Source organism: Desulfitobacterium nosdiversum (genome assembly GCF_049860565.1).
GTDB lineage: Bacteria > Bacillota > Desulfitobacteriia > Desulfitobacteriales > Desulfitobacteriaceae > Desulfitobacterium_A > Desulfitobacterium_A nosdiversum.
Window position 1 is genome coordinate 212,338 of sequence record NZ_CP172056.1, and the last position, 22,505, is coordinate 234,842.

At 40.3% G+C, this 22,505-nt stretch carries 22 protein-coding genes, 1 tRNA gene and 4 riboswitches; of the genes, 10 read left to right on the forward strand and 13 right to left on the reverse strand.

All coding sequences use genetic code 11. The features are described 5' to 3' along the window. Nucleotides 1-3: 3 nt before the first annotated feature. The 3 genes from ACHOLT_RS01055 to ACHOLT_RS01065 form a co-directional block, all read right to left on the reverse strand. Nucleotides 4-1,077, reverse strand: a complete 1,074-nt coding sequence (locus ACHOLT_RS01055; protein ID WP_425805204.1) for an HD-GYP domain-containing protein — start codon at nucleotides 1,075-1,077, stop codon at nucleotides 4-6. Nucleotides 1,078-1,165: 88 nt separating this feature from the next. Then, a riboswitch (cyclic di-GMP riboswitch) is annotated at nucleotides 1,166-1,249 on the reverse strand. A gap of 27 nt (nucleotides 1,250-1,276) precedes the next feature. After that, complete coding sequence (locus ACHOLT_RS01060) at nucleotides 1,277-2,209, reverse strand: HD-GYP domain-containing protein (RefSeq protein WP_425805205.1); 933 nt, start codon at nucleotides 2,207-2,209, stop codon at nucleotides 1,277-1,279. A gap of 67 nt (nucleotides 2,210-2,276) precedes the next feature. Beyond that, nucleotides 2,277-2,360, reverse strand: a riboswitch (cyclic di-GMP riboswitch). A 102-nt stretch (nucleotides 2,361-2,462) separates the two neighbouring features. After that, nucleotides 2,463-3,611 carry a DUF362 domain-containing protein gene (locus ACHOLT_RS01065; protein ID WP_425805206.1) on the reverse strand — a complete coding sequence of 383 codons (1,149 nt, stop codon included), beginning with the start codon at nucleotides 3,609-3,611 and terminating at the stop codon, nucleotides 2,463-2,465. Between the two features lie 179 nt (nucleotides 3,612-3,790). Here ACHOLT_RS01065 and ACHOLT_RS01070 point away from each other — a divergent pair, with 179 nt between their 5' ends. The 4 genes from ACHOLT_RS01070 (at nucleotide 3,791) to ACHOLT_RS01085 (ending at nucleotide 6,934) form a co-directional block, all read left to right on the forward strand. Beyond that, nucleotides 3,791-4,645 (forward strand): CAP domain-containing protein, encoded by an 855-nt coding sequence (locus ACHOLT_RS01070; protein WP_425805207.1) that lies wholly within the window; start codon nucleotides 3,791-3,793, stop codon nucleotides 4,643-4,645. Between the two features lie 237 nt (nucleotides 4,646-4,882). Beyond that, the gene (locus tag ACHOLT_RS01075) at nucleotides 4,883-5,077 is read left to right on the forward strand and encodes a helix-turn-helix transcriptional regulator (protein WP_425805209.1); all 195 of its coding nucleotides are present in this window, start codon (nucleotides 4,883-4,885) and stop codon (nucleotides 5,075-5,077) included. Between the two features lie 2 nt (nucleotides 5,078-5,079). Continuing rightward, a complete protein-coding gene (locus tag ACHOLT_RS01080) occupies nucleotides 5,080-5,517 on the forward strand; it encodes a DUF6773 family protein (RefSeq protein WP_425805210.1) in 438 nt (145 codons plus the stop codon). A 62-nt stretch (nucleotides 5,518-5,579) separates the two neighbouring features. Beyond that, a riboswitch (cyclic di-GMP riboswitch) is annotated at nucleotides 5,580-5,675 on the forward strand. Between the two features lie 107 nt (nucleotides 5,676-5,782). Continuing rightward, complete coding sequence (locus ACHOLT_RS01085; RefSeq protein WP_425807833.1) at nucleotides 5,783-6,934, forward strand: Na+/H+ antiporter NhaA; 1,152 nt, start codon at nucleotides 5,783-5,785, stop codon at nucleotides 6,932-6,934. Between the two features lie 59 nt (nucleotides 6,935-6,993). On the opposite strand, the gene ACHOLT_RS01090 is transcribed toward ACHOLT_RS01085, so the two are convergent. Continuing rightward, nucleotides 6,994-7,131 (reverse strand): hypothetical protein, encoded by a 138-nt coding sequence (locus ACHOLT_RS01090; RefSeq protein ID WP_425805212.1) that lies wholly within the window; start codon nucleotides 7,129-7,131, stop codon nucleotides 6,994-6,996. Here ACHOLT_RS01090 and ACHOLT_RS01095 point away from each other — a divergent pair. From ACHOLT_RS01095 to ACHOLT_RS01110, 4 genes are all read left to right on the forward strand, one after another. Beyond that, on the forward strand, nucleotides 7,124-8,113 hold the full coding sequence (locus ACHOLT_RS01095; RefSeq protein ID WP_425805213.1) for a glycosyltransferase family 1 protein: 990 nt from the start codon (nucleotides 7,124-7,126) through the stop codon (nucleotides 8,111-8,113). The genes ACHOLT_RS01090 and ACHOLT_RS01095 overlap by 8 nt on opposite strands. Before the next feature lie 82 nt (nucleotides 8,114-8,195). Then, nucleotides 8,196-8,831 carry a hypothetical protein gene (locus ACHOLT_RS01100; protein WP_425805214.1) on the forward strand — a complete coding sequence of 212 codons (636 nt, stop codon included), beginning with the start codon at nucleotides 8,196-8,198 and terminating at the stop codon, nucleotides 8,829-8,831. Between the two features lie 90 nt (nucleotides 8,832-8,921). Continuing rightward, nucleotides 8,922-10,394: a hypothetical protein gene (locus tag ACHOLT_RS01105; protein ID WP_425805216.1), complete on the forward strand. Its 1,473-nt coding sequence runs from the start codon at nucleotides 8,922-8,924 to the stop codon at nucleotides 10,392-10,394. 212 nt (nucleotides 10,395-10,606) lie between these two features. Beyond that, the gene (locus ACHOLT_RS01110) at nucleotides 10,607-11,599 is read left to right on the forward strand and encodes a glycosyltransferase family 4 protein (protein WP_425805217.1); all 993 of its coding nucleotides are present in this window, start codon (nucleotides 10,607-10,609) and stop codon (nucleotides 11,597-11,599) included. 89 nt (nucleotides 11,600-11,688) lie between these two features. On the opposite strand, the gene ACHOLT_RS01115 is transcribed toward ACHOLT_RS01110, so the two are convergent. Both ACHOLT_RS01115 and ACHOLT_RS01120 read right to left on the reverse strand, forming a co-directional pair. Beyond that, entirely contained in the window at nucleotides 11,689-12,480 is a 792-nt protein-coding gene (locus ACHOLT_RS01115) for an N-acetylmuramoyl-L-alanine amidase (protein ID WP_425807835.1), read from the reverse strand. Next, nucleotides 12,477-12,791, reverse strand: a complete 315-nt coding sequence (locus ACHOLT_RS01120; protein WP_425807837.1) for a hypothetical protein — start codon at nucleotides 12,789-12,791, stop codon at nucleotides 12,477-12,479. The genes ACHOLT_RS01115 and ACHOLT_RS01120 overlap by 4 nt, the downstream gene beginning before the upstream one ends. 234 nt (nucleotides 12,792-13,025) lie before the next feature. Between ACHOLT_RS01120 and ACHOLT_RS01125 the strand changes: the two genes are divergently transcribed. Together ACHOLT_RS01125 and ACHOLT_RS01130 are read left to right on the forward strand one after the other, a co-directional pair. Continuing rightward, the gene (locus ACHOLT_RS01125) at nucleotides 13,026-14,069 is read left to right on the forward strand and encodes an ATP-binding protein (protein ID WP_425805218.1); all 1,044 of its coding nucleotides are present in this window, start codon (nucleotides 13,026-13,028) and stop codon (nucleotides 14,067-14,069) included. A 216-nt stretch (nucleotides 14,070-14,285) separates the two neighbouring features. Continuing rightward, nucleotides 14,286-14,369: riboswitch (cyclic di-GMP riboswitch) on the forward strand. Between the two features lie 69 nt (nucleotides 14,370-14,438). After that, entirely contained in the window at nucleotides 14,439-16,400 is a 1,962-nt protein-coding gene (locus ACHOLT_RS01130) for a methyl-accepting chemotaxis protein (protein WP_425805219.1), read from the forward strand. A 91-nt stretch (nucleotides 16,401-16,491) separates the two neighbouring features. On the opposite strand, the gene ACHOLT_RS01135 is transcribed toward ACHOLT_RS01130, so the two are convergent. From ACHOLT_RS01135 to ACHOLT_RS01165, 7 genes are all read right to left on the reverse strand, one after another. Continuing rightward, complete coding sequence (locus ACHOLT_RS01135) at nucleotides 16,492-17,733, reverse strand: DUF438 domain-containing protein (RefSeq protein ID WP_425805221.1); 1,242 nt, start codon at nucleotides 17,731-17,733, stop codon at nucleotides 16,492-16,494. Nucleotides 17,734-17,761: 28 nt separating this feature from the next. Then, nucleotides 17,762-17,992 (reverse strand): DUF1858 domain-containing protein, encoded by a 231-nt coding sequence (locus ACHOLT_RS01140; RefSeq protein ID WP_425805222.1) that lies wholly within the window; start codon nucleotides 17,990-17,992, stop codon nucleotides 17,762-17,764. A gap of 307 nt (nucleotides 17,993-18,299) precedes the next feature. Beyond that, nucleotides 18,300-18,375, reverse strand: a tRNA-Thr gene (locus ACHOLT_RS01145). 253 nt (nucleotides 18,376-18,628) lie between these two features. Next, nucleotides 18,629-20,323: a phosphoenolpyruvate--protein phosphotransferase gene (ptsP, locus tag ACHOLT_RS01150; protein ID WP_425805223.1), complete on the reverse strand. Its 1,695-nt coding sequence runs from the start codon at nucleotides 20,321-20,323 to the stop codon at nucleotides 18,629-18,631. A 32-nt stretch (nucleotides 20,324-20,355) separates the two neighbouring features. Beyond that, nucleotides 20,356-20,616 carry an HPr family phosphocarrier protein gene (locus ACHOLT_RS01155; RefSeq protein ID WP_425805224.1) on the reverse strand — a complete coding sequence of 87 codons (261 nt, stop codon included), beginning with the start codon at nucleotides 20,614-20,616 and terminating at the stop codon, nucleotides 20,356-20,358. A gap of 26 nt (nucleotides 20,617-20,642) precedes the next feature. Next, nucleotides 20,643-22,010, reverse strand: coding sequence for a PTS fructose transporter subunit IIC (locus ACHOLT_RS01160; RefSeq protein WP_425805225.1), 1,368 nt, complete (start codon nucleotides 22,008-22,010; stop codon nucleotides 20,643-20,645). 38 nt (nucleotides 22,011-22,048) lie between these two features. Beyond that, on the reverse strand, nucleotides 22,049-22,504 hold the full coding sequence (locus ACHOLT_RS01165; RefSeq protein WP_425805226.1) for a PTS sugar transporter subunit IIA: 456 nt from the start codon (nucleotides 22,502-22,504) through the stop codon (nucleotides 22,049-22,051). Between the last annotated feature and the right edge of the window lies 1 nt (nucleotide 22,505).

Here is a 22,505-nt window from a genome sequence, read left to right on the forward strand (position 1 = left end):
AGATTAACCCTCTTCCTCAACTTTAATGATACAGATTTCCGGCATATCCGTTAAATCAATATCATAAGGAGGAAAGATTTTTTCCCCATTTTTATCCGTCAAAACTCTTACCTTAGGACGAGTCGGGTAATTCTTATAGGCTTCGATAACAATTCCTTTAACTCCAATATTTAAGGTTACCTTGCTTCCAATAGGGAAAATCGCGATGATACCTAGGAATGCCCTGACAATATCCGCATCAAAAAACTTGCCGCTATTTCCTATAAGGACTTCGATAGCCTGGAAGGGTTTCATTCTAGGCTGACCAATTTGATAGGTTGTCATTTTATCGTACTGATTACAGACCGTAACCACTCGAGCAAGTTCACTGATGACGTTCCCACTTAAACCTCTGGGGAAACCTTTACCGTCGTAACGCTCATGATGTTCTAAGGCAATATGTGCATTCGTTAAATTAATGGTTGGCAGTTTCCGTAAAATATCAAAACCTAGGAGCGGGTGTTTTTTCCAAATTTCTTCTTCCTTTTGTGTTAAAGGCTCAGTCTTAAATAAGATACTTTCCGGCATTAGTGTTTTGCCAATATCGTGAAAAAGAGCCCCTAAAGCAAGATCTTTAAGTTTTTTATAATCAAAGCCTAACGCTATGCCGGTAATAACCGAAAGAACTGCTACGTTAACACTATGGCTGAAGGTATGGTCATTTAAGGCACGAATTTCAAGCACTTGAACAATAATATTATTATTTGAAAGCAATTCATCGACAATATCAGTAATCACCTGATTGACCTTTGCCACATCCACACTCGATTGAAGTTTAATATTGTTCATACACTCTTTTGTTAATTTGATCGCTTCAATTCGAGTTTTCTCCGAAATAACATCGTTAATGACAATACCCTCTGTAGCTTCATCTTCAATATAAATTGCAGCTACTTCCATCTCCTCCAGTCTTTTAATATAAAAAGAATTCAGAGAGACTCCTGCAGCAAGTAAAATTTCTCCATGAGGCCCATAAATACTTTTTGCTACTTTCATGCCTTCCCGCACATGATTAAGCTGAAGTACTTTCGTAATCAACGCCTCCCTTACGATTTTTAAAAATATCAGCTCTGCATAATTATAAAAAAGCCGTCATACCTTATTTCGGCATAACGACTTCATCCGGAACGGCGGCCCGGCGATCATCACCCTAAGTGGAAGACCCGTAGCTTTGCGTCACCGATTTTCGTCGCTTTTTCCTTAAAAATACTACTATAAAAGTTTGTAATTATTAGTTCTATCTCAATATTATCCGTCCCATTGGAACTATGTCTGTTGTGTTGATATATTTATCGACAAAATAAGTTAATTCTTGAGATAAATCTATTAATTTTTCGTTCTTCAATCCCCTGCCCTTTTCATCATATAAAACCTTAACTAATGGTCGAGTTAAAAGCCGAAGCGGAACAGCCATGACAAGTCCGATTTCCCCCGTATTTAATCGGACCACGGGATAATTAAAATAAAGTAATAATGCACTTCGAAATGAATGAACAAGTTTAGAAGAAAAATTGATATCTTCTTCAAGGAAAATCATTTCCAGTGCATGATAAGGATGCATTCCATTTCGATAGGGACGGTCTGCCGTTAAAGCTTCAAAAACATCAGCAATTGCAACAATCTGGGCTTGTAAATGAATATCATATTTATAAAGAGAATCAGGATAACCCTGACCGCGCCACCGTTCATGGTGTTGTCGTATAGTCTTTAGAACATCTTCCGAAACCCGAGTTCGTTGCAACATCCTCTCACCATTAATCGGATGTTTTTTTATAACTTCAAATTCCTCAACCGTTAAGCTTTCAGGTTTATCAAGAATATGCTTAGGAACGAGGAGTTTTCCCCAGTCATGAAAAAATCCTCCGATAGCAACTTCTCTAATAAATGATTTGGAAAATCCTAATTGTAAAGAAATGAGAATCGAAAATAGTGCCACATTTATGGAATGAATATGGGTTTGAATATCATAAGAACGCATTCTTGCTAAATTAAAATGACTCGTATTACTCATATGCCAAATTACTTTACTTAAAAAGTTAATAGCTTCCTTAAGCCTCGGCGGATCAATTAAAGGTAAATAATGCTCAATACTTTGAAGTGCTTCTTCAACAAAGGGATGAATTAAAATATTGTCGCATTTCTTAACAGACTTACGTTTTAATTCTTTCATTTACCTTCCCCCTTATGAACACTATAAAAAGTCGTTATACCTATTTAAAGGCATAACGACTCAATGGTACGGCGGCCCGGCGATCATCATCATAAATGGAAGACCCGTAACTTTGCGTCACTGGCTTTCGCCAGTTTTGCCTTTTTCATAACTTTTATTTTGTAAAATTCCCTAAGCTTTTACATATATTTCAATTCTCATTTTATTATACGTCAGTTAATAATAAAATACCACCCAAATATTGAAAATTCGCCTATCTAAATATCGTCCTTCCCAGCCTGGGCTTAACAATCTGAACCGCCTGACGAGGGCAAAGTTCCTGACAACAAAAACAACGAATGCAGACATCTAAATTTACTACAGGTCGGTTCTCTTCATTCATGACTAGAGCCTTTGGAGGGCAATTATTAAAACAATCTTTGCAGCCCACACAGAGCTCATGTTCAAAATATGGGCGAGGACGCAAACGATTCATCAAAAAATTTTTCGTCCCCTTCGGCAAGGGAATCATGTCCAAAAAATTCACCGAGTATGTTTTGGGCAGAATAAAATTTTGAATTCTCCAAAGAGAGCGATCATCTCCGACCCACTCCAACTCTTCCATCCGGCTTGTCAGCCCTCGTTCACGAGCAGCCATAATCGTGGGAACCTTTTCGGGTTTAAGTCCAATCAAATGTGACGCGGCAACATCAAGAGCAAATGGATCTTCACTTAGTAAAAGTGCGCCAATCTCACGCGGTTTTCCAGCCGAAGGACCGTTTCCTTCCATGCCAACAATCCCATCCATAATACTTAAAGAAGGCTTAACCCACGTCACAATATCCACTAACAAATCGGCAAAGTTTTTTAAATTAGGCATTTTCAGATGATATTCCGCTTTTAAAAGTCCTGGAATTGCGCCGAATAGAACCTTTACCGCACCGGTAAACGTCATCATGCCATGAGTTTTTAATTTTGATAAGGTAATAACCACGTCAGCATCCGTTACACTCTTAGTCACTGTAAGGCTCTTGACAATTTTACCCGAAGGATGGGCGACAATAGTCTGTCCAACATCGAAATTGAGAATTGCTCCCGAACGTTCAGCAACTTCTTTGAGGCCAGAACGTTCATAAATTCCCTTTAAAGCATTTACGGTATAAGGACCCCCGGGGCTATCTCCTATGATGGGAATCCCACCCGCCTCTTGGACTAAATGAACCATGGCTTCAACAACACTGGGATGCGTTGTTACTGCTTCTTCCGGTCGTTTTTTCATAAGAAGATTTACTTTAAGTAAAACTTTTTGATTCGGTTTGATATATGCAGACATTCCGCCAAGCTCATCTAAGCCTTGACGTAAAATTTCTTCGACATTAGCTGTATATTCTGGGCAATATTTCGCAACAACTTTTGGCAGCATATAAATCCTCCCAGTGTGATATTAGCCTTATTATACTTCTTTTAAATAAAAATTAAATTTAAACAATACTAAGACTGGAACAATATACCGGTAGGTTTGTCCGAAAGCAAGTGTTATAATTCGAGATGTCCCGAACAGACAACTTATTATTTAATCAGGAGTTTTCAGGAGGGAAAAATATGAAAAAATGGACTCATTTAGCATTGACGATTCAAACCTTAATTTTTATATTTGGCATGACAGTTCCCGCTCAGGCCGCAGTTTATGCTGCAAATACAAATTATGCATATGGCTCAGTTATTTCACTGCGTTCCTATCAACCTGTATACTCTGCTCCAACAACGCAAACTACGTCTACAACTCCTGCGGTTGCAAATACGGCTCCCACAACGACTCAAGCTACAACTACTGTCCCCACATCAGGATCAAGCGTTATTTCATTAAAAAATTATTTTACAAATTACAGTACTCCTACAACAACTCAAACTACTTCAAACCCAACAACACCCCCTGCTAATACGACAAGCTCTACTCCTAATACACCTTCAACCACTCCGACTACAACACCAACAACTACAACGAATGCTCCGACTACAAATCAAACAACGACGACTGCTGCACCAAGCACTGTTACCATTCCTGCAGCAACTTCAATCAGTGCGGAAGAACAGAACATGATTGATCAGATTAACCAAGAACGTGCTAACGTTGGTTTAGCTCCGCTCAAAGTCGATCTTCGCTTAGTTGGCGTCGCACAGACTAAAGCAAATGATATGAAAACCAACGGATACTTCAGCCACACTTCTCCGACGTATGGCAGTCCATACGATATGATGAAAATGGCGGGAGTTCAATATTATTCTGCTGGTGAAAATATTGCTCGAAACATCTCCGTAGATGCAGCCATGGCTGCTTTCATGAGCAGTGCCGGCCACAAAGCAAATATCCTCAATTCCGGGTATACTCACGTTGGTGTCGGTATCGTATACAGCAGCTCCGGAAGTTATTATGTCCAAGAATTTACGCATGAATAGTTGCCAGGGACAAAATAAAAATAAAATATAAAATCAAAATTGAATTTATGTTCTCATTTTTAAAACAGTCTTGAATAGGCTGTTTTCTTTTTTACAAATTTAAATATATTTTGAGCCGTATTTTCTATAAACGTTTCTATAAACGTTCAGCAAATTATTTATTGCCAAATGCAATATATACTTTACATAATGGATATTATATTATATAATTTGTCATGTAAGGAGGGCTGATATTATTTGAAAAATCTTAAGTTGAAATCCGCACGAGCTATTTTAGATATGTCTCAAGAGCAATTGGCAGAAGCAGTCGGTGTAACCAGACAGACTATCGGAATGATTGAAGCCGGTAGATTTAATCCGTCTATACAGTTATGCATAGCCATATGTAAAACGTTAGGTAAAACATTAGATGATATTTTTTGGGAGGAATAAAAATGAAGGATGAAAGAATCGAACAGGCCAAAAATAAGATAAGAAGCGAAATGGCAGTTATTATATTGTATGGAGCAGCTTTATTGTTTACAGTAAAAATTGCGGTCTTTCATATGAGCTTAATGGAAAGTCTTACTGAGTATTTGATCTTAATATTTTTCCCAATCTATCAGTTTATCCGAATGCACATGATGAAAGTAAGTATTTATAGTGAACGAGGAAATAAGCAATCTATAAAGAATTTGATTCTAACTCTTTTTATCTTAGTAGCTGCATACGGAGCAATCATACTTGGCTCCAAGAAGCCCTTAAGTGCCTGGTACAATTCAATACTTTTCCTAATCGTGTTTATCGCACTATTTGTAGCCGTCTTTTTTATCTCTAATAGATTTAATCAGTCCAGAGGTCATAAGTATGAAAAAGAATTCGACGACGACTGACTTGCCCTGCCAAGAGGTGATATGTTAGACTAAAAATATCGTTTTTAAAATGAAATATTGACTTTGTGTTGGGGTAAACTTCGCGAAAGTGAAGGGCGCTAAAGCTATGGGTCTACGGCTGTCTAAATTAAGACTGCTAAGATCGCCAAGCTGCAAGTTTTTGAACTTCTTAGGGGAGAGTAGTTCCATTTTGGACTACTCTCTTTTTTTGTTGTTCTCGATCTAGAAAGGAAGGATATAAAGAGTGAGAAAACGGATAAAGAAAATGTATAATTTTTTGCAAGAATTTTCAATTCCTCTTATCACCGGTGTAATTTACGCTTTAATTTGGGCTAATATTTCACCCGAGAGTTATCATAACTTCGTTCATAATCAAATCATCCCGAACTTTTCCCTTCATTTTTTGGTGAACGACATATTTATGGTCTTCTTTTTTGCAATAGCTACCGTAGAAATCATACAGAGTTTATTGCCCGGCGGAGACTTATATCCACTTAAACGGGCGATTAATCCGATTATGGCTACCTTTGGAGGGGTATTAGGACCAACTATTGTGTATCTCCTTCTTAATCACTTTTTCGGAAGTCCTGATTTCATTAAAGGTTGGGGTATTCCTACCGCGACAGATATTGCTCTGGCCTGGCTGGTCGCCAAACTTGTTTTTGGCCCCAATCATCCAGCTGTTTCATTTTTATTATTATTAGCTATTGCAGATGATGGTATCGGTCTTTTGATCATTGCACTCTTCTATCCGAATCCATTAAGCCCTGTAACTCCGGCTTGGTTATTAGTTACTCTTGCCGGAATGTTAATTGCTTTCTCCCTAAAAAAAGCAAAGATAAAAAGTTATTGGCCATATATCCTTTTTGGCGGTGCACTGAGTTGGTTTGGTCTTTATCTGTCAGGTATTCATTCATCCCTAGCCTTAGTATTCATCGTTCCATTTCTACCCCATCCTAAAAAGGAAAAAGCACACCTATTTGAAGATGCTTCAAGAGATCATTCGACTTTAAAGCAATTTGAACACGATTGGAAAGCCTTTGTAGATTTAGGGCTCTTATTATTTGGTTTAACGAATGCCGGTGTTGAGTTTTCCGAAATAAATGCAGTAACCTGGTTCGTGTTCATAGCTTTGTTAATTGGCAAAACCTCCGGAATATTTATTATGGGTTGGCTTTCTGGATTATTGGGCTTCCCGTTACCTAAAGGAATGAATCACAAAGACCTTTTTGTAAGTGGATTGGTTGCATCAATAGGTCTTACAGTTGCCTTATTTGTTGCTGGAGTAGCTTTTACCGATTTAGCTCTTCAAGGAGCGGCTAAAATGGGAGCACTATTTAGTGTTCTATCCGCTGTAATATCTTTTAGCGCAAGTAAGGCGCTAGGTATTAAAAGAACTGTTATATCTCGCAAATAGTTGATGCACAATTGAGCTTAATCGTAAAGAGGAAGTTAAAAATTATTGAACTGCCCCTGCTAATTAAAGGGGCAGTTCATTTTATCTTCAGCCTTCTTCTTTTCATTATGGACATATACCCCTACTCTATCTTCCAATCCGAATGCATATGCTTTATATGAGATAACAGCATCTGCGGGAGGAATTGAATTGCCCACAATTATTTATCCCCCAACAATTCCTTGGAACTGGATGGTTCAGCGTCCTCAACAATTGATGAAACAGCTTTCCCTTTTAGGCTATACAGTGCTTTACGAAGATATCGGCTCCTTTACACAACCCAGTGTCCATAAACTTTCAGATACACTCTATCTTTGTCAAGGGCTCTCCTCTTTGTCCCTTCCTCACACCCGTCCGCGCATTCTTTGGTTAACCTTCCCCACACATGTTCATCTAATCAAGCAGTACCAACCTGACTATGTTGTATTTGACTCTTCTGATGAACCCAAGGATGAATTTGCCGAATGGGAAAGGTATTTGCCTGCTATGCTCACACAAGCAGATCTGGTATTCGCTTCATCATATTCTCTTTTTAGGCAACTCTCACTTAAGCATCCCTCAGTCCATCTTGTTCCCAATGGTGTTGATTCCCAGCATTTTTCAGTCTCGCAAAATAATCCTCCCGACTTGCCCGAAGGCAAACCCATAGTCGGTTATAGCGGTGCAATTGCTCCCTGGCTGGATTGGGACTTACTCCAAAAGGTGATATCCCAAAATCCGGCTTTCCATTTTGTCTTTATCGGGGCACTCATTAAGTTAACCTGTTTTCCGTTGAAAGCGGATAATCTAAGCTATCTTGGGCTGAAATCCTATTCCCTTCTTCCGTCTTATCTCCAACAGTTTAAAATCGGCCTTATTCCGTTTAAGCTGACTGCTATGACACAAGGCTGTAATCCCATAAAGCTCTATGAATACGCCGCTGCCGGACTTCCCATCGCCGCAACCCCCTTACCCGAACTAAGCCGATCACCCTGCCCTAGTCTTTATCTTTCTTCAGATCCGGCTCATTTTTCGAAATTCCTTCATAACGCCTTGATAGATCCCGTAAATAAGTCTGTTCGGAGATCCTTTGCTCTTGAAAATGACTGGAGAAAACAAGCAGAAGAAATTCATAAAATTCTTCAAAAATATTACGTTTAACCCCTAATTTCAAGGAGTCACATATAAATCACACTCTGAATAAAATACCCCGAAACCAGTATAAAGGAGGGAAAATTACAGCATGTCAGATTTATTACAATTCGATCCATATGAAGAGAGAGTCTGTATCATCGTCGAAAAAGTATTTTTCAGTTGTCAGCAAAGGGAGTGTTTTAACGACTTTCCAGTAGCGCTCCCGACAAGCGGAGGACCATTCACCTTCGTCAGCATAACTTTTAACAATGGAGTAATTCTTCCGGAAAGCATCATTATCACTCCAATTCCCAGTCGTCCTAACTTCGCCCGTGCTCAATTCACCGTTCGTATTTGCTTCACTTTAAGGGTGAGAAATGCTGCAGGCACAATCATTCCAATCACGGGCTGCCTGCCGGATATCCTCAAGGATATCGTCATTTACCATCCACCGACACGTTCAGAGTTTGATTTCAATCTTAGAGTGGAAACACGCAGTGAGCTTTTAGTTCCAGCAATGATTTCCGATACTGATGTTATTCTGGCCGTGGGTAGCTTCGTCATTTCTAAACTTACCGGTTTTGTACAACTTGCGATCAATGCCTTTGGTTATTGCCCTGAGCCTCCATTCTGCGAAGAATTCCCCTCTGAGAGCCCGTGCGTCGATTTCTTGAATCCAAATCTGACACCTTTCCCGACAGATTTCTTCCCTCCTCAGTTACCCAGTCCTGTTCCTCGCTTCTAATCTTCTTTCCTTTCATTACTCAGGGGAACTGTTTTAAAGAGACTAGGGCTGTCAATGACAGCCCTAGTCTCTAACAAGGAGGTGTATCCATTGCCCGCTTTTCCTTTATCCACTCGTTCTTTACTTATCAATCAAGACTCTTCTTTCTTCCTGGAGACAACTTCAGAAGGGATTTTCTTATCCTCTAAAGCAAATAAGAGTCCTCTTTTTGAACTTAGAGAACCCATACTTCTTGCTCAGGGAATTGCCGAAACCCCCAATCAAATTCATTTAGCGTATATCAAAACATCAGGTGAACTCTGTTACACCATCGTTTCAACCACAGGTACACATCATACAACCTCTCTGGGTAATCTCGATACACGCAACAACCGTTATGCACGGCTTATTCTTCTTCCCGTGGATAAGGTGATCCATATCTTTTATGCAGCTTCTCACCTTTCCCTTCCTGATGTTTGGCGTATTACCCATCATCTTTGGAACGGCCAAACTTGGAAATCAGCACAGTTAGGAGAGGTCGTCCATCCACGCTATCCTGTTTATCGTGTCCTGCTCGACTCCAAATCGAACCTTCATCTCCTGATGATGACCTCTTTAGGGAATCGTTCCGCACTTTTATCCAATTTTTTTAACGGAGCCTATCATATTTGGGCGCAGCGCAAAGAAGATCTCAGCATTCCTCGCGAAATTATTGATATGACCGGCCTAATTCTTTCCGGCGATCGAGGATATCTATTTTACGCAGCCAAACAACCCGGCACAGAAAAATATGAAATTGGCTTTGCCTCACGCATAAATTTATGTGATTTTGGGAGTACGTGGAGAATTGAAGGTAATTCTCTTAAGGAAATCAGCGGTCCTTGGAAAGGATTTGGCGTATTTCAGTCCGAAGGAAATCTTAGTTTGCTGGTTAACACGGATCAAGAACGGCTATTTCAATTTAATCAGCATCATTGGAATCTTGTTTCAAATTTCCCCTCAAAGCATTTGCCAACAAATCTTGTTCAAAAGTCAGAATTCGGAATCAATCACACAGAGTGGCTTATCGATTCTGAAGACGTATATGTCCCATTATTTATTGATCTCATCCAGTCTTCTTCTCTACTCATTGAAAACGACGCCATTGCTGTTCCTATATTTAATTATACGGCACCCCTCATTCATCCCGTTACTAACGCTATTCCTTTCCCGGAATCGAATAAACCCAAGATCTCTAATACCAGCGAATCTGTTTTACCTCCTGAAGCTAAAGATTCCAGTACAACAAATGAAGCTGAACTCATGACGAATCTTAACCTAATCGAAGATACGTTATCTACCATTATGGATAACTTGATCTCTCTTGATAAGAAAATGGATACTCTTCCGAACTCACTTGAACCTCTCGCTTCTCTCATGAAACAAAATTCGAGAGTATTTTCCGCGGCTATAGAATCCTTGAAAAAACAAGATTTTGAGACCTTACAAGCCTTACATTCTCTTGAGGAGAAAATAGTCCAACTTAAACAAACTAAAGAAAAGAAAGGATTTTGGGAGAGATGGTTCGGATTAACGAAAAAATGAATTTAGGGGAACTTTTGGCTGAACATCCTGAACTTCGATCAGTCTTTTCTAAGTATGGGATACCCGTTTATAGCTGAGGGGCAAAACACTTACTCTATCAGAGTGTTGGGCAGGTTGCTCAACTTTACAAGGTTGATCCTCAAACGCTGATTAAAGCATTAAAAGTCTATGTTAAGTCCATTCATTAGACTGATTAATAAGGGGTTTTGATAGTGAAAGTTCTTTTCCAAATTCGTTCCGATTATCGTCAAAATCCGGCTGGAGATACGGTCCAGCTCCTGGCGACAGCACAAGCTCTGCAAAAACTCGGAGTTGAAATTCATCTGTCTCTTGATCCTCATGTCAAACTCAAAGAATATGACCTCGTCCATATTTTCAATGCTACGCGGGTATCGGATGCCTCCATGTATTTTGAAAATGCAAAATTACAGAAAAAATCGGTGGTTCTCTCCCCTATCTATTGGAATATGCAAAAATTCCTTGAACAAAGGGCAGAAAGTTCGTTATCCCTAACCCAATGGGAAGCCCATCAGCCCTGGAGAGGGCAATTGTTCAAGGATTGCGATCTGCTCCTGCCCAACGGACAATTAGAAATGGATTTGATCCAGGAAGATTTTCAGGTGAATACACCCTATAAAGTTATTCCCAATGGTTTTCCCGAAGAATATCTTGAAATTGACGAATCCCTTTTTCGGGAAAGCTGCCCCGATTTGCCTGAGCAGTTCGTTCTCTGTATCGCACGAATAGCCTCACGTAAAAACCAGGCCTCACTCGCAAAAGCTTGTTACGAACTTGGTCTAACTCTCGTTTTAGCCGGACCCATTAATGATGCCGCATATTTTGAAAAAATTCGTTCGTATTCCAATGTCCTTTATTTAGGCACCTTGCAGGGACGACTTCTTGCCTCTGCTTATGCAGCCGCTAAAATTCACGCGCTCCCAAGTTGGTTTGAAACGCCAGGGCTCTCCAGCCTGGAAGCCGGTGCTTGCGGGGCTGTTATTGTTTCTACAGATCAAGGCTCGACAACCGAGTACTTCAAAGATATGGCCGTTTATATGAATCCTTTTCAGAAGGAAAGCTTAAAGGCTGCTCTGGAAAAAGCCTTAACCTTTTCACCTGAGCCTTTAACTCAGCATATCCGTAAACATTACTCTTGGTCAAAAATCGGCGAAATGACTCTCTCCGCTTATCGTACATTGCTCTAGTACCAGCCCATAAAAAAGAAAACCGGGGCAGCCTTACGACTTGCCTCGTTTACTTTTATTTGAGTATCTCATTCTAAATCTTCCCTGTATTAAAAGTTCCCCGTTTGGATGAAGTCTAGAACTTTTTGACACGTTTTATAACGGTCTGCACCTGAAATCAGCTGAGCTCGCTCAATGGGTTTAAAGTTTCCGCCAACAACATAAATATTTTGAGCAGAATTGAGATCCTCTTCTTGAACCCCATCCAGATAGGCTATAGGTGCTCTTAAATAATCTGCAAGATACCCTGCTGCTCGCTCATCCGGACCATGACCTACGAGAATTAAATTTTTCACTGGAATGTCTCCTCCCTGCTCTTGTTTTAGTTCTTGGATTTTTTGTTCAATGTCTGTCAAAAAATCAGCCCAAGTCCGACCATAACGTGCAAAATAGCCAATCGGGTCCGTGTGATCGGTTTCTTGATACCTATTGGAAATATCCTGGTGTGAAAAAATTCGATCCCGGACAATCCACCCATAACGAAGGCAGGCGTCAGCGACTAACCAAATCGCGCGTTTCCATGCCTCCTCAAAAAGCGTCTGATTTACGCCATAAGGTTCACAGATTTCTACAGAAAGGAATTTATGGTTTGCCGTATACCCTGCATGAAAAGCTACTTCATTCTCAGGGATCGTCCGGATAATCTCAGTCCAATCGACAAAATAATGTGCCGATGCTCCCCGATAAGCCGTGTTGAAGTAGTTATACTCATTTTGGGCCGTAGCACCCAATGTATCCGTTGCATGGATCACAAAGCCCTCAGGGCTTAGCCCTTCGTTTGACCGATTAAAGTTCAGCAGCTGCTGGGTTATCGGATAAGCCGTATTAATCGCCTCCTCTATTTAATCGTACCGTTTTGTTTTTGATTAACATAGTGGAAAAAGTCGTGCGCGAAGTTTGAACCTTTCCCGATCACTAATCCTGTAATGATAATCCCCACTAAAGGATCGATGGTCTTTACACCCATAAGTGTAAGCGAGTTGCTATTCGTTTCATAAGCAAGCATAATTCCTACCCCTAAACTCAACAGCTCAAGTGTGATGGGCTTAAATTTTTCAGGAAGAAAAGGTATTGCGTATACGACTGTTTTAAAAAGATCAACAAGTTTTTCAACGACAACAGCGAGTATAAAAATTAAGCTTAACCCATCCAATTCCAAGCTCCCCTTTCTATGCTCAGCCGTCAATCGCTTATCATAGTTTATGAAAGAGGTTTTCTTTGGGTGCTTACCTTTCTTCATTTTCGTGTAATTACATAAATGGTCCTATTTTATTTTCATCATCCATCAAATATTCTGAATACTGCTCATCATTAATTAAAGGATTTTGATGGCTCGAGTCGAATTACTTTACTTGGTAACAAAAGGATATTTTTGGGGGTCTTAACATTGGCTTTTGAAAACCCATATCCTCAATATCTCGAGCAGAAAATCGACACAAAAATGATCTTCTCCCTGCTGGATGAATTACCGCAATTCGTTTGTCTGCTTGCTCCTGACTTTTCAATTCCGTATTATAATCGCGTTTTTAAACAAATCTTTGGGGATCCGGGGCAAAAGAAATGTTACGATGTAGTTCGAGGATATAATCATCCTTGTCCAAACTGCCCTTTACTTAATGATTTAACTGATAAAGAACCGTTCTCTTGGGAACTGACAACAAAATCTGGCAGGATTTATAGCGTTAATGGGCGATTTTTCACCGATGAGACTAATACACGATATATCCTTAAAACCGGAATAGATATTACAGATAAGAAAAAAATTGAATACGATATTACACGTATTGACCGGATGAATCTTATTGCAGAGATGGCCGCTGGAATCGCACATGAAATTAGAAATCCTCTAACGACTGTGAAAGGTTTTCTGCAAATGCTGGGTTGGAAGAGTGATCTTCAACAATATCAGGATTACTATCAATTAATGATTAACGAACTCGAACGAGCAAACTGCATTATTACCGAATTCCTTTCCCTTACTAAAAATCAAACTGAAGATTTAGAGCTCCAGAATTTAAATACTATTATTCAAACCCTTTCCCCCTTAATCCATGCAGATGCTCTGCAATCAGAAATAACAATAGTCGAAGAATTAGGGGAAATTACGGATATATCTCTCAACGAAAAAGAGGTTCGCCAATTAATCCTCAATCTTGTCCGAAATGGCATTGAAGCCATGGAAGCAGGTAAGGATCTTAAGGTAAAAACATATATGGACTCAGATGAAGTTGTTCTCGCGATCATTGATCAAGGCAAAGGGATTGAACCCGAAGTACTCGCTAAGCTTGGAGTTCCCTTTTTTACAACGAAGGAGGCGGGTACAGGGCTGGGGCTTATGATTTGCAAAAATATAATAAAACGTCATAATGCTAAGATGGATATTGTAACATCATCTAAGGGAACGACATTCTATATTCGATTTCCAGTATAAAAACCTAATTGCTTAGAATTTAATATTTATAAAGAAGCATTACCTTTACCTGTAAAAACAGCTAAAGGCAATGCTTTTTTTCATTAAAACAAAAATTTGCCTTTAATTTTCATTTTTTAAGTAAATTATCCAATAGTTAGTGTAAGAAATCAAAATAAGTGGTATGATGTATGATGAATGATTATTGTCAATCTAACATATTTTCGAATTTAATAAATGCGACAAAAGCAAAATTAGCGAAAGCTAATGACGCAAAGCCATGGGTCTTCCAGTTCGGCTGATGACTGCCAGGCTACCGCTAAAAAGGTAAAGTCGCCATGACCCAAAGCTTAGGCGGCTTATTTTAATTAATTTACTGGAGGGAAAACTATGAAATTGAGAACAAAACTCTTTCTAATGATCTTATCGACGAGTCTTATTCCCCTCATCCTTGTATCCTCTTCGGCATTTTATTTCCTAAATACTTATTCTCAGCAAAATGCTTCCAAAGAGGCTGAAGAAAAGGCTGCAAATGCCCAAATCCAAATTAACGGCTTAATTAAAAATGATTTAACGACTTTAAAGTTATTGGCTCAACTTACTGCTATTCGCCAACTCGATGTTGCCAATGCCAAATCGAAACTTGTCGAGGCAACAAAAGTAAATCCCGATTTAGTCATTACTTTGGATAATGCAAACGGACAGCAACTGGTTAAAAGCAATAATGACGCTTTACAAAAAGTTGATGATCGAGATTTTTTCCAGGCGGCACTTAAAGGAAATGAGGAAGCTATCTCTGAAGTACTTGTAGCCAAAGCAACAGGACATCTCGTTGTGATTATTGCCACACCCGTTAGGGAATCTGAAGGCGGAAAAATTGTTGGCGTTTTACAAGCGAATATCGAGCTTACTCAAGTTAGCGATTTCGTTAAAAAACTCTCACAAGATGGTTCTGTTGTATATGTTGTCGGTAAGGACGGAAAGATTCTTGCCCATCCCAATACCAACTATGTCAAGGAACAAAAAGATCTGAGCAAACAAAATTATATTGTTAACGGATTAACTGGCTCAAATAAAACGATTGTGACAACGAATGAGAAAGGAGAAAAAATTCTTTTCAGTTCAATCCGGGATGACAAGACGAATTGGTTAATCTGCGTGGAGATCCCCTACACTATTGCTATGGCAGCAAGAACAAACTTAATTTATACACTTCTCGGCATCCTTATCTTAGTAATAATTCTAGTCGTCGGATTAGGATATTTTGCTACATCAAGTTTTACTAAACCCTTACTTCAACTTTCGAAAGTTATACATCAAATTGCTTCAGGAGATCTTAGAGAGGTTGATTTAAAGATTGCTTCAAAAGACGAGCTTGGTCTTTTAATCCAGGACATTCAAGTCATGAGACAGAGTCTGGGGCAGCTCCTTAAAAAGATTCAAGATTTAGGAACTCAAGTAGCCTCAGATTCTGAGCACTTAGTAAAAACAACGGATGAAACGAACCAAACTCTTGCCCAAGTCGTAACGACAATTAATCAAATGGCTGAAGGAAATACTGCGCAAACGGAAATGGTTCAAAATACGAATGCTGCGATTCTGAATGTAACAACAGTTATAGAAGAAACGACGAAAGCAACTATGGATGGAGCGATAAAAGCCAAGGACTCTTTAAAAGTTGCAACGGATGGACAACGCGTTGTTAGCCTGCAAAGCCAAAAGATAGCTGAGAATAATGAGATTTCGGAAGAAGTAGCAATTTCGGTTCAAGCATTAGTCCAAATGACGAGTGATATCAAAAAAATTATTGAAGCTATTACTTCTATAGCCGGGCAAACAAATCTTTTAGCTCTAAACGCTTCAATTGAGGCAGCCAGGGCAGGAGAACATGGCAGAGGTTTTGCAGTTGTAGCAGAAGAAATTAGAAAGCTGGCGGAACAATCGAGTGCTTCGACAAAAGAGATCGAAACGATTGTTCAAAATATTGACGGCAAAGTTAATATTACGGTAAATAAGTTAAATAATGCACAGTACATTGTTGAAGAACTTCAAAAAATAGGGGATCAAACGAAAGAAAGCTTTGAGCAAATTCTTCATTCCGTTACCGGCGTTGTCAACATGACTGAACAGATTGCCGCGGCTTTAAATGAAGTTAATCATCAAGTCAAACAAGTTGAGGATGAATCAAATAATATTTCCGGAGTCATTCAAGAAACTTCAGCAGGTATGGAGGAAATCTCTGCCTCATCGGAAGAACAACTGGCGTCAATGGAAACGATCGCTCAGAATGTGGATAGCCTATCCAATATTGCTCAAGAGTTAATTCATGAGGTATCTAAGTTTAAGTTGTAAAAGCGTTAGTTCTAGTTCCTAAGTTAAATAGCAAACTGGCATCGCCTTTCGAGCGGTGCCAGTTTTGTTTTAAATTGCTTTAGAGGAGTTTTTATTCTGACATTAATCTCTTTTCACCGGTAATTGCTTGAATCGGCTTGATATTTTGGGTAACTTCCATGATTCCCAAATATTCCCCTGCAGCATTTCTGACTGCAAAGTACCGAATAAGGACAAATTGGTCACCGAGTTTAATCCAGAAATCTTCATGATCCTTTTTCCCCGATTGGAGCTCTTCAACGACCTTTTCAACAACATGAACACTTGCGGGAGGATGGCAATTCTCAACTTTTCTTCCGAGGACAGTCTTCGCCCGGGCAAAGATCCGTTCTTTTCCTTGGGTAAAGTATTTTACCGCCCCTTCCTTATCCACAAACGTAATATCCAAGGGCAGGGTGTTTAAAATCGCATTGATCTCTTCGGGTAATAGCTGTCCCGCATCAAATTGTATAACCCCGTTTTGGAAAGGCACTTCACCCGTGTTCTTTTCCCCCTCGGTACTTTCTTTTTCAGTCTTCCCCCGAACAGGCTTCCAATGGCCTGATGGTGTGACCAAGCAGTAACCGATTTCATCACTCGCTTCCGCGATTTGCACCCATTCGTCCTCTGTAAAGGATTCCAGCAGCATAGGAAACAGGATATTCTCCTCTTTAAAAATCATTTCCTGAACTCGATTGGCTACTTCCTTGCCTTTTTCTAGAACTAATTCCATATTGACCGGATCGCCGGCTAAAGCTCTTCGCACTTCTTTAAGAGCTTCCCGAATTTCATCATCAACACCCCACATTACTTTAGGCGGAGCTGTGATCCCATGCCTCTCCATCAAAGGAAATATTAAATTCTCCTTACGGCTATAATGTTTATCTATTTCCCATAACGTTTCAAAGGCTTTTCTTAGTTTTTGAATATCTTCAGCACTTTCAGAGGAACTTAACCTTTCTAAACCGGGTAAAATGGTATCTCTAATCAGCTTTTCCAGCTCACGGTTTTCAAGTTTTAATGTGTGAAGAGGGTGACCGGGGATATTTTCTACTTTTTGAGGGCTATGAATTTCTTCGATCGAGCCTTTAAAAACAGCAGCATGGACATCACAAAGGTTCTGAATTTCCTCAACAGGCATCCCTTCACGGATGAGTGCTTGCTCCATCTCAGAGATTTCGCTTGCTGAAATCCCTTCGATTAATTTCTCAAAACGAGATTTTACTTCCTCAACGCTTTTACCATGATGCAATTCCATAATTAGTTCTTTTAAAACCTTTTGTCGATATTCACGGTTATTGATTAATTCGCTCATTGTATTCCCTCCAAACATTTAATTGGGTTTATTGATCTATTAGTTGATACCCCTTATTGACCAATATTTCTTTCAGTTTATCAAAGCTTATCTTTTTTAGTGCTGCCCCCTTAGGCAGAGTCATAAAACGCCCTGCTGTTTTTAACATGCCTGGCTTAGCAATATCCTCAAACCCCAAGTCCTTCATAATGTCAATCACTTCAGGGTTTTCTATGCATATTTCATAAACTGACTTTGAGAGATCAATTACGTTGCCCATATCATCACCTCATCCTGTTAAACCCATAATAAAGTAAACCCCACTAAAATACTGTGATTTAGCTCATACTTTATCTGTAATAATTGACCCACCCTCATTCTAAATTGGTTTTTGAAATTTAGATTTTTATAACGAATAGTATGCACTTTCTTTTAAACGTTTATAGATAAAAAAGCTTAGACCCAGCTATAGGTCTAAGCTTTTCCAATTAATGTTCAACAATATTCCCAAATGTCCCCAAACTCAGTTTTTTTGTAATCACTGCATAAAATAAAAACCCGCAATCGATTGCGGGTGTAGATTCATATGGAGCCGATGGCAGGACTCGAACCTGTAACCTGCTGATTACAAATCAGCTGCTCTACCAATTGAGCTACATCGGCATGTCCCGTGACACTTGTATATACTATCATAGGATTTATCGAATTTCAATACTAAAATTACATAAAATTTAAAGGAATATATTTTCAATTAAGAGATCAATCTGATTAGAATTATTATATACCTTTTTTAACCTGCGTAAACTTTTAACTCTCTCTAGATCAATGATCTTAAAGGCTTCTCTTTTGGTCTTAGCCCAAAAGAGAAGCCTTCATTGTCTTAGGTTCAACCCTAAAATACTAAAACAGGCATTAATTAAATACGCTTAAGCTGTTCTAGAACTTCGCCGACTGTTGCGCAATCCAAAACGGATTCAACAAACCTTCTTTTTTCCTCAGCGTCAAATTTAAACTTGGCCAAAGTTTGACGAACATGGGTTAATGAGCCAGGTGCCATGCTCAGTTCCTTAATTCCTAAAGCGGCAAAGAAAGGAGCTAACAAACGATCCCCTCCAGCCTCGCCGCAAATGCCTACCCAAATATCTGCCTTTTCAGCGGCTTGGCTAACCCTGGCAATCATCCCTAGGACAGCGGGATGATACGGTTGATATAAATTCATCAGTTCATTATTCTCCCTGTCGACTGCCAGCATATATTGTGTCAGATCATTGGTTCCGATACTGAAGAAATCAACTTTTGCTGCAAAACTTTTGGCGTTCCAAGCCGCAGAGGGAATCTCGATCATCATACCAACCTCAAGTTTGCCTACGGTATACCCTTCGTTGATGACCTCATCTCTTGCCAAATAGAGCAGTTCTTTCGCTTTCTCTAATTCCTCAAGCGTTGCAATCATCGGAAACATAACTGCTGTTGGTCCTGCTGCTGAAGCCCGCCAGATTGCTCTAAGCTGAACATTAAATATATCCGGCCTTTGAAAACAGAGTCGTAAAGCCCGTACACCCAAAAATGGGTTTTGCTCTTTAGGCAGGTTCAATGCCGGAGCTTTTTTGTCCCCGCCGATATCCAGCGTTCGAATCACTGTCAGATGCGGAGCACAGGCAGCAATAACCTTGCTGTAAGCCTCGATCTGCTCTTCCTCAGAAGGAAGTTTTTCGCCCATAAACAAAAACTCTGTGCGATAAAGGCCAACCCCCTGAGCCTTGAAATTCTGAATTAAGGGTATATCAGCCGGACTTCCCACATTAGCCGCAAGCACCATATCTGCAAGTGGAGTTCCTGGCAGATACTCCTGTTCCTCCATGACAGTGTCGACACTTGTTTTCGTACTCATCATACCTGCAAGAGATTCCTTGACCCAACCTTCATCACCATCCAATTCAGCCCACTCTAAACCGGTGAGTTCCTGCCATGAAGCATCAACTCCTGATACCGCCGGAATACCGTAGGTCCGGGCGAGAATTGCAGCATGAGAGGTTTTTCCTCCTTTGAGTACAATGAATCCTAAAACACGTTCCTTTGGCAAAGAAATGGTTTGAGCCGGAGTTAACTCTTCCGCCAAGACAATCCAATTTCCTTCCTCCGGGAAGGAGGAAATACTCGAACCTTTGGGGCCCAACAGATTTTGCAGCAGTTGCTCTAATACATCTTGAACATCCACTGCGCGTTCCTGAAAGTACGGATCTGGAATGCTTTTCAGCATCTTAACCGCTTCTTCAGCAACTTCTCTTAACGCTTGCTCTGCTGTTAAGCTTTTTGACTCAATCCGCTTTTGGGCCTCGCCCATAAACGAAGGGTCGGAAAGCAAAAGTTTGTGGGCCACAAAAATTTGAGCAACCTCGTCCCCTTGTTCTAAACGGGCCTTTTCCTCGTAATGGGTTAGATTTTTTGCGGTCAGCTCAATTGCGTTCTGTAAACGTCCCAGTTCTTGGCTAGAATCAGCGTCCCCGATAAACTCTTTGTTTGTTTCTAACGTTTGAGTCTTAAGAACCCAAACTTGACCCTGGGCATGACCTGACGAAACTCCTATACCCTGCAAAAATTTTTCTTTCATGTTTTTTTACCTATCCTGGTTTAAAATCAGTCCTATTCTTCTAATTGAACAAGGAGGGCTTCCAAACTATCTGCCGCTTCAACTTCATCCTCCCCGTCTACAATGAGTTGAAACTTGCTTCCAGCGGTTAAGCCAAGGGATAAAATACCGAGAATACTTTTACCCTCAACCTCAGTACTGTCCGTTTTAATTTTAATACTGCTTTTATAACGGCTGGCCATCTGAACCCATAAAGAGGCCGGTCTGGCATGCAGCCCTGAGCTGTTTCTGATCGTAATTTCCCGTGTAATCATTTGAGGTTCCTCCATTGTGTTTGGATCTATTTTTCCAACGGTTTTTTAACAACTGAAAGAATGAGGCCTGAGACAACGGTACCTGCAATTAGAGCAATAATATAGGGTCCCAAATTCGTCACCACATGCGGAATGGCTAAAACCCATATTCCACCGTGAGGAACGACAATTGTACTTCCAAATACCATGGATAAAGCTCCAGCAACTGCCGAACCTGCCATAATCGACGGAATTACCCGAATTGGATCTGCCGCTGCGAATGGAATGGCTCCTTCCGTTATGAACGATAATCCCAGTAACCAATTGGCCTTGCCTGCTTCTCTTTCTTCAAGGGTATATTTCTTCTTAGCGATGATTGTCGAAAGGGCTATGCCCAGAGGGGGAACCATACCGGCCACCATAACTGCAGCCATGATTGCAGATGGATTGCCGCTTGCGACTGTCGCTGTTGCGAAAGTGTAGGCTGCCTTATTCACAGGACCACCCATGTCAAAAGCCATCATCAGGCCTAAAATAATTCCCAGTACAGCAGCATTTGTGCCGCTTAATGAAGTCAACCATGAAGACAATGCGGTGTTAAATAAAGTCATCGGTTTACCGATAATATAAACCATAAGCAAACCCATAATTGCAGATGAAAGAACGGGAATAACAAGGATGGGCATTAATCCCTGTAAGGATTTTGGAAGTCTGACATACTTTTTAATACCAAGCACAATATATCCTGCCGCAAAACCGGCAACCATTGCCCCGAGGAATCCCGAGCCATTATTTGCAGCAATATATCCACCGACCATACCGGGAACAAGTCCTGGTCTATCCGCTATTGAATAAGAGATATAAGCGCCTAGAATAGGGATCATTAGTGCAAATGCAGCTTTACCTGTTGAGAATAGGGTTTCTCCAAAGCTTCCCGGAACTTTGTAAACATAAATTCCTCCCAAGGCAAAACCTAATGCAATCAGAAGACCACCGGCAACAACGAAAGGAATCATAAAGGATACACCCGTCATGAGATGTTTATAAACACCTTTTTGCGGTCTCTTCTCCTCACCTTTATCCGGCTTAACCGTTTCCTTAGGAATTGAACTTTCTTGAACATTTGCAGCTTGAATCAACAAACTTTTAGCGTCTTTAATGGCATCTTTTGCCGAAGCTTCAATAATCGGCATTCCGGTAAATCTGCTTTTATCTACCGATGTGTCTGCCGCAATAATAACCGCTTTTGCCTGTGCCAGATCTTCATCAGTCAGAACGTTTTCTGCACCTACAGACCCTTGGGTCTCAACCTTAATCTCATAACCCATTTCCTGAGCCGCCATTTGAAGTGCTTCTGCCGCCATATAGGTATGGGCTATACCTGTAGGACACGATGTGATTGCTACAAATTTCATAACCAATCCTCCTACTCTTTGATTGTTTGTCTCATTCTTTAACTTTCGTAAGCTCCAATCGCCTCCTTTACCTCTTCAGGAGTTTTAGCTCCTCGAAGAGATTCTAAAAAAGAACTGTGGATGAGCAACCGGGCTAATTTGGAGAGTGCCCGCAAATGAATATCCTCTCCTTGAAGAGGTGCCGCAATAAGGAAAAACAAATCGGCTTTGGAACCGTCAAGTGACTGCACATCAATGGGTGTTTTTAGTTGAGCCATTGCCAAAGCCGGTCGTTTTACTCCTTCAGACTTGGCATGGGGAATAGCTACCCCAAATCCAACTCCGGTTGTTCCCTTCGTTTCCCGAATTGCGACATCTTCTAGATATTTGGCAATATTATCAACTGCACCAATTTTGACCAAACTATGGGCCAGTGCTTCCCAGACCTCTTCCTTCGTTTCTGCCTTAAGTCCTAATAATATCGATTCATTCGCTAAAAGATCCGTAATTTTCATG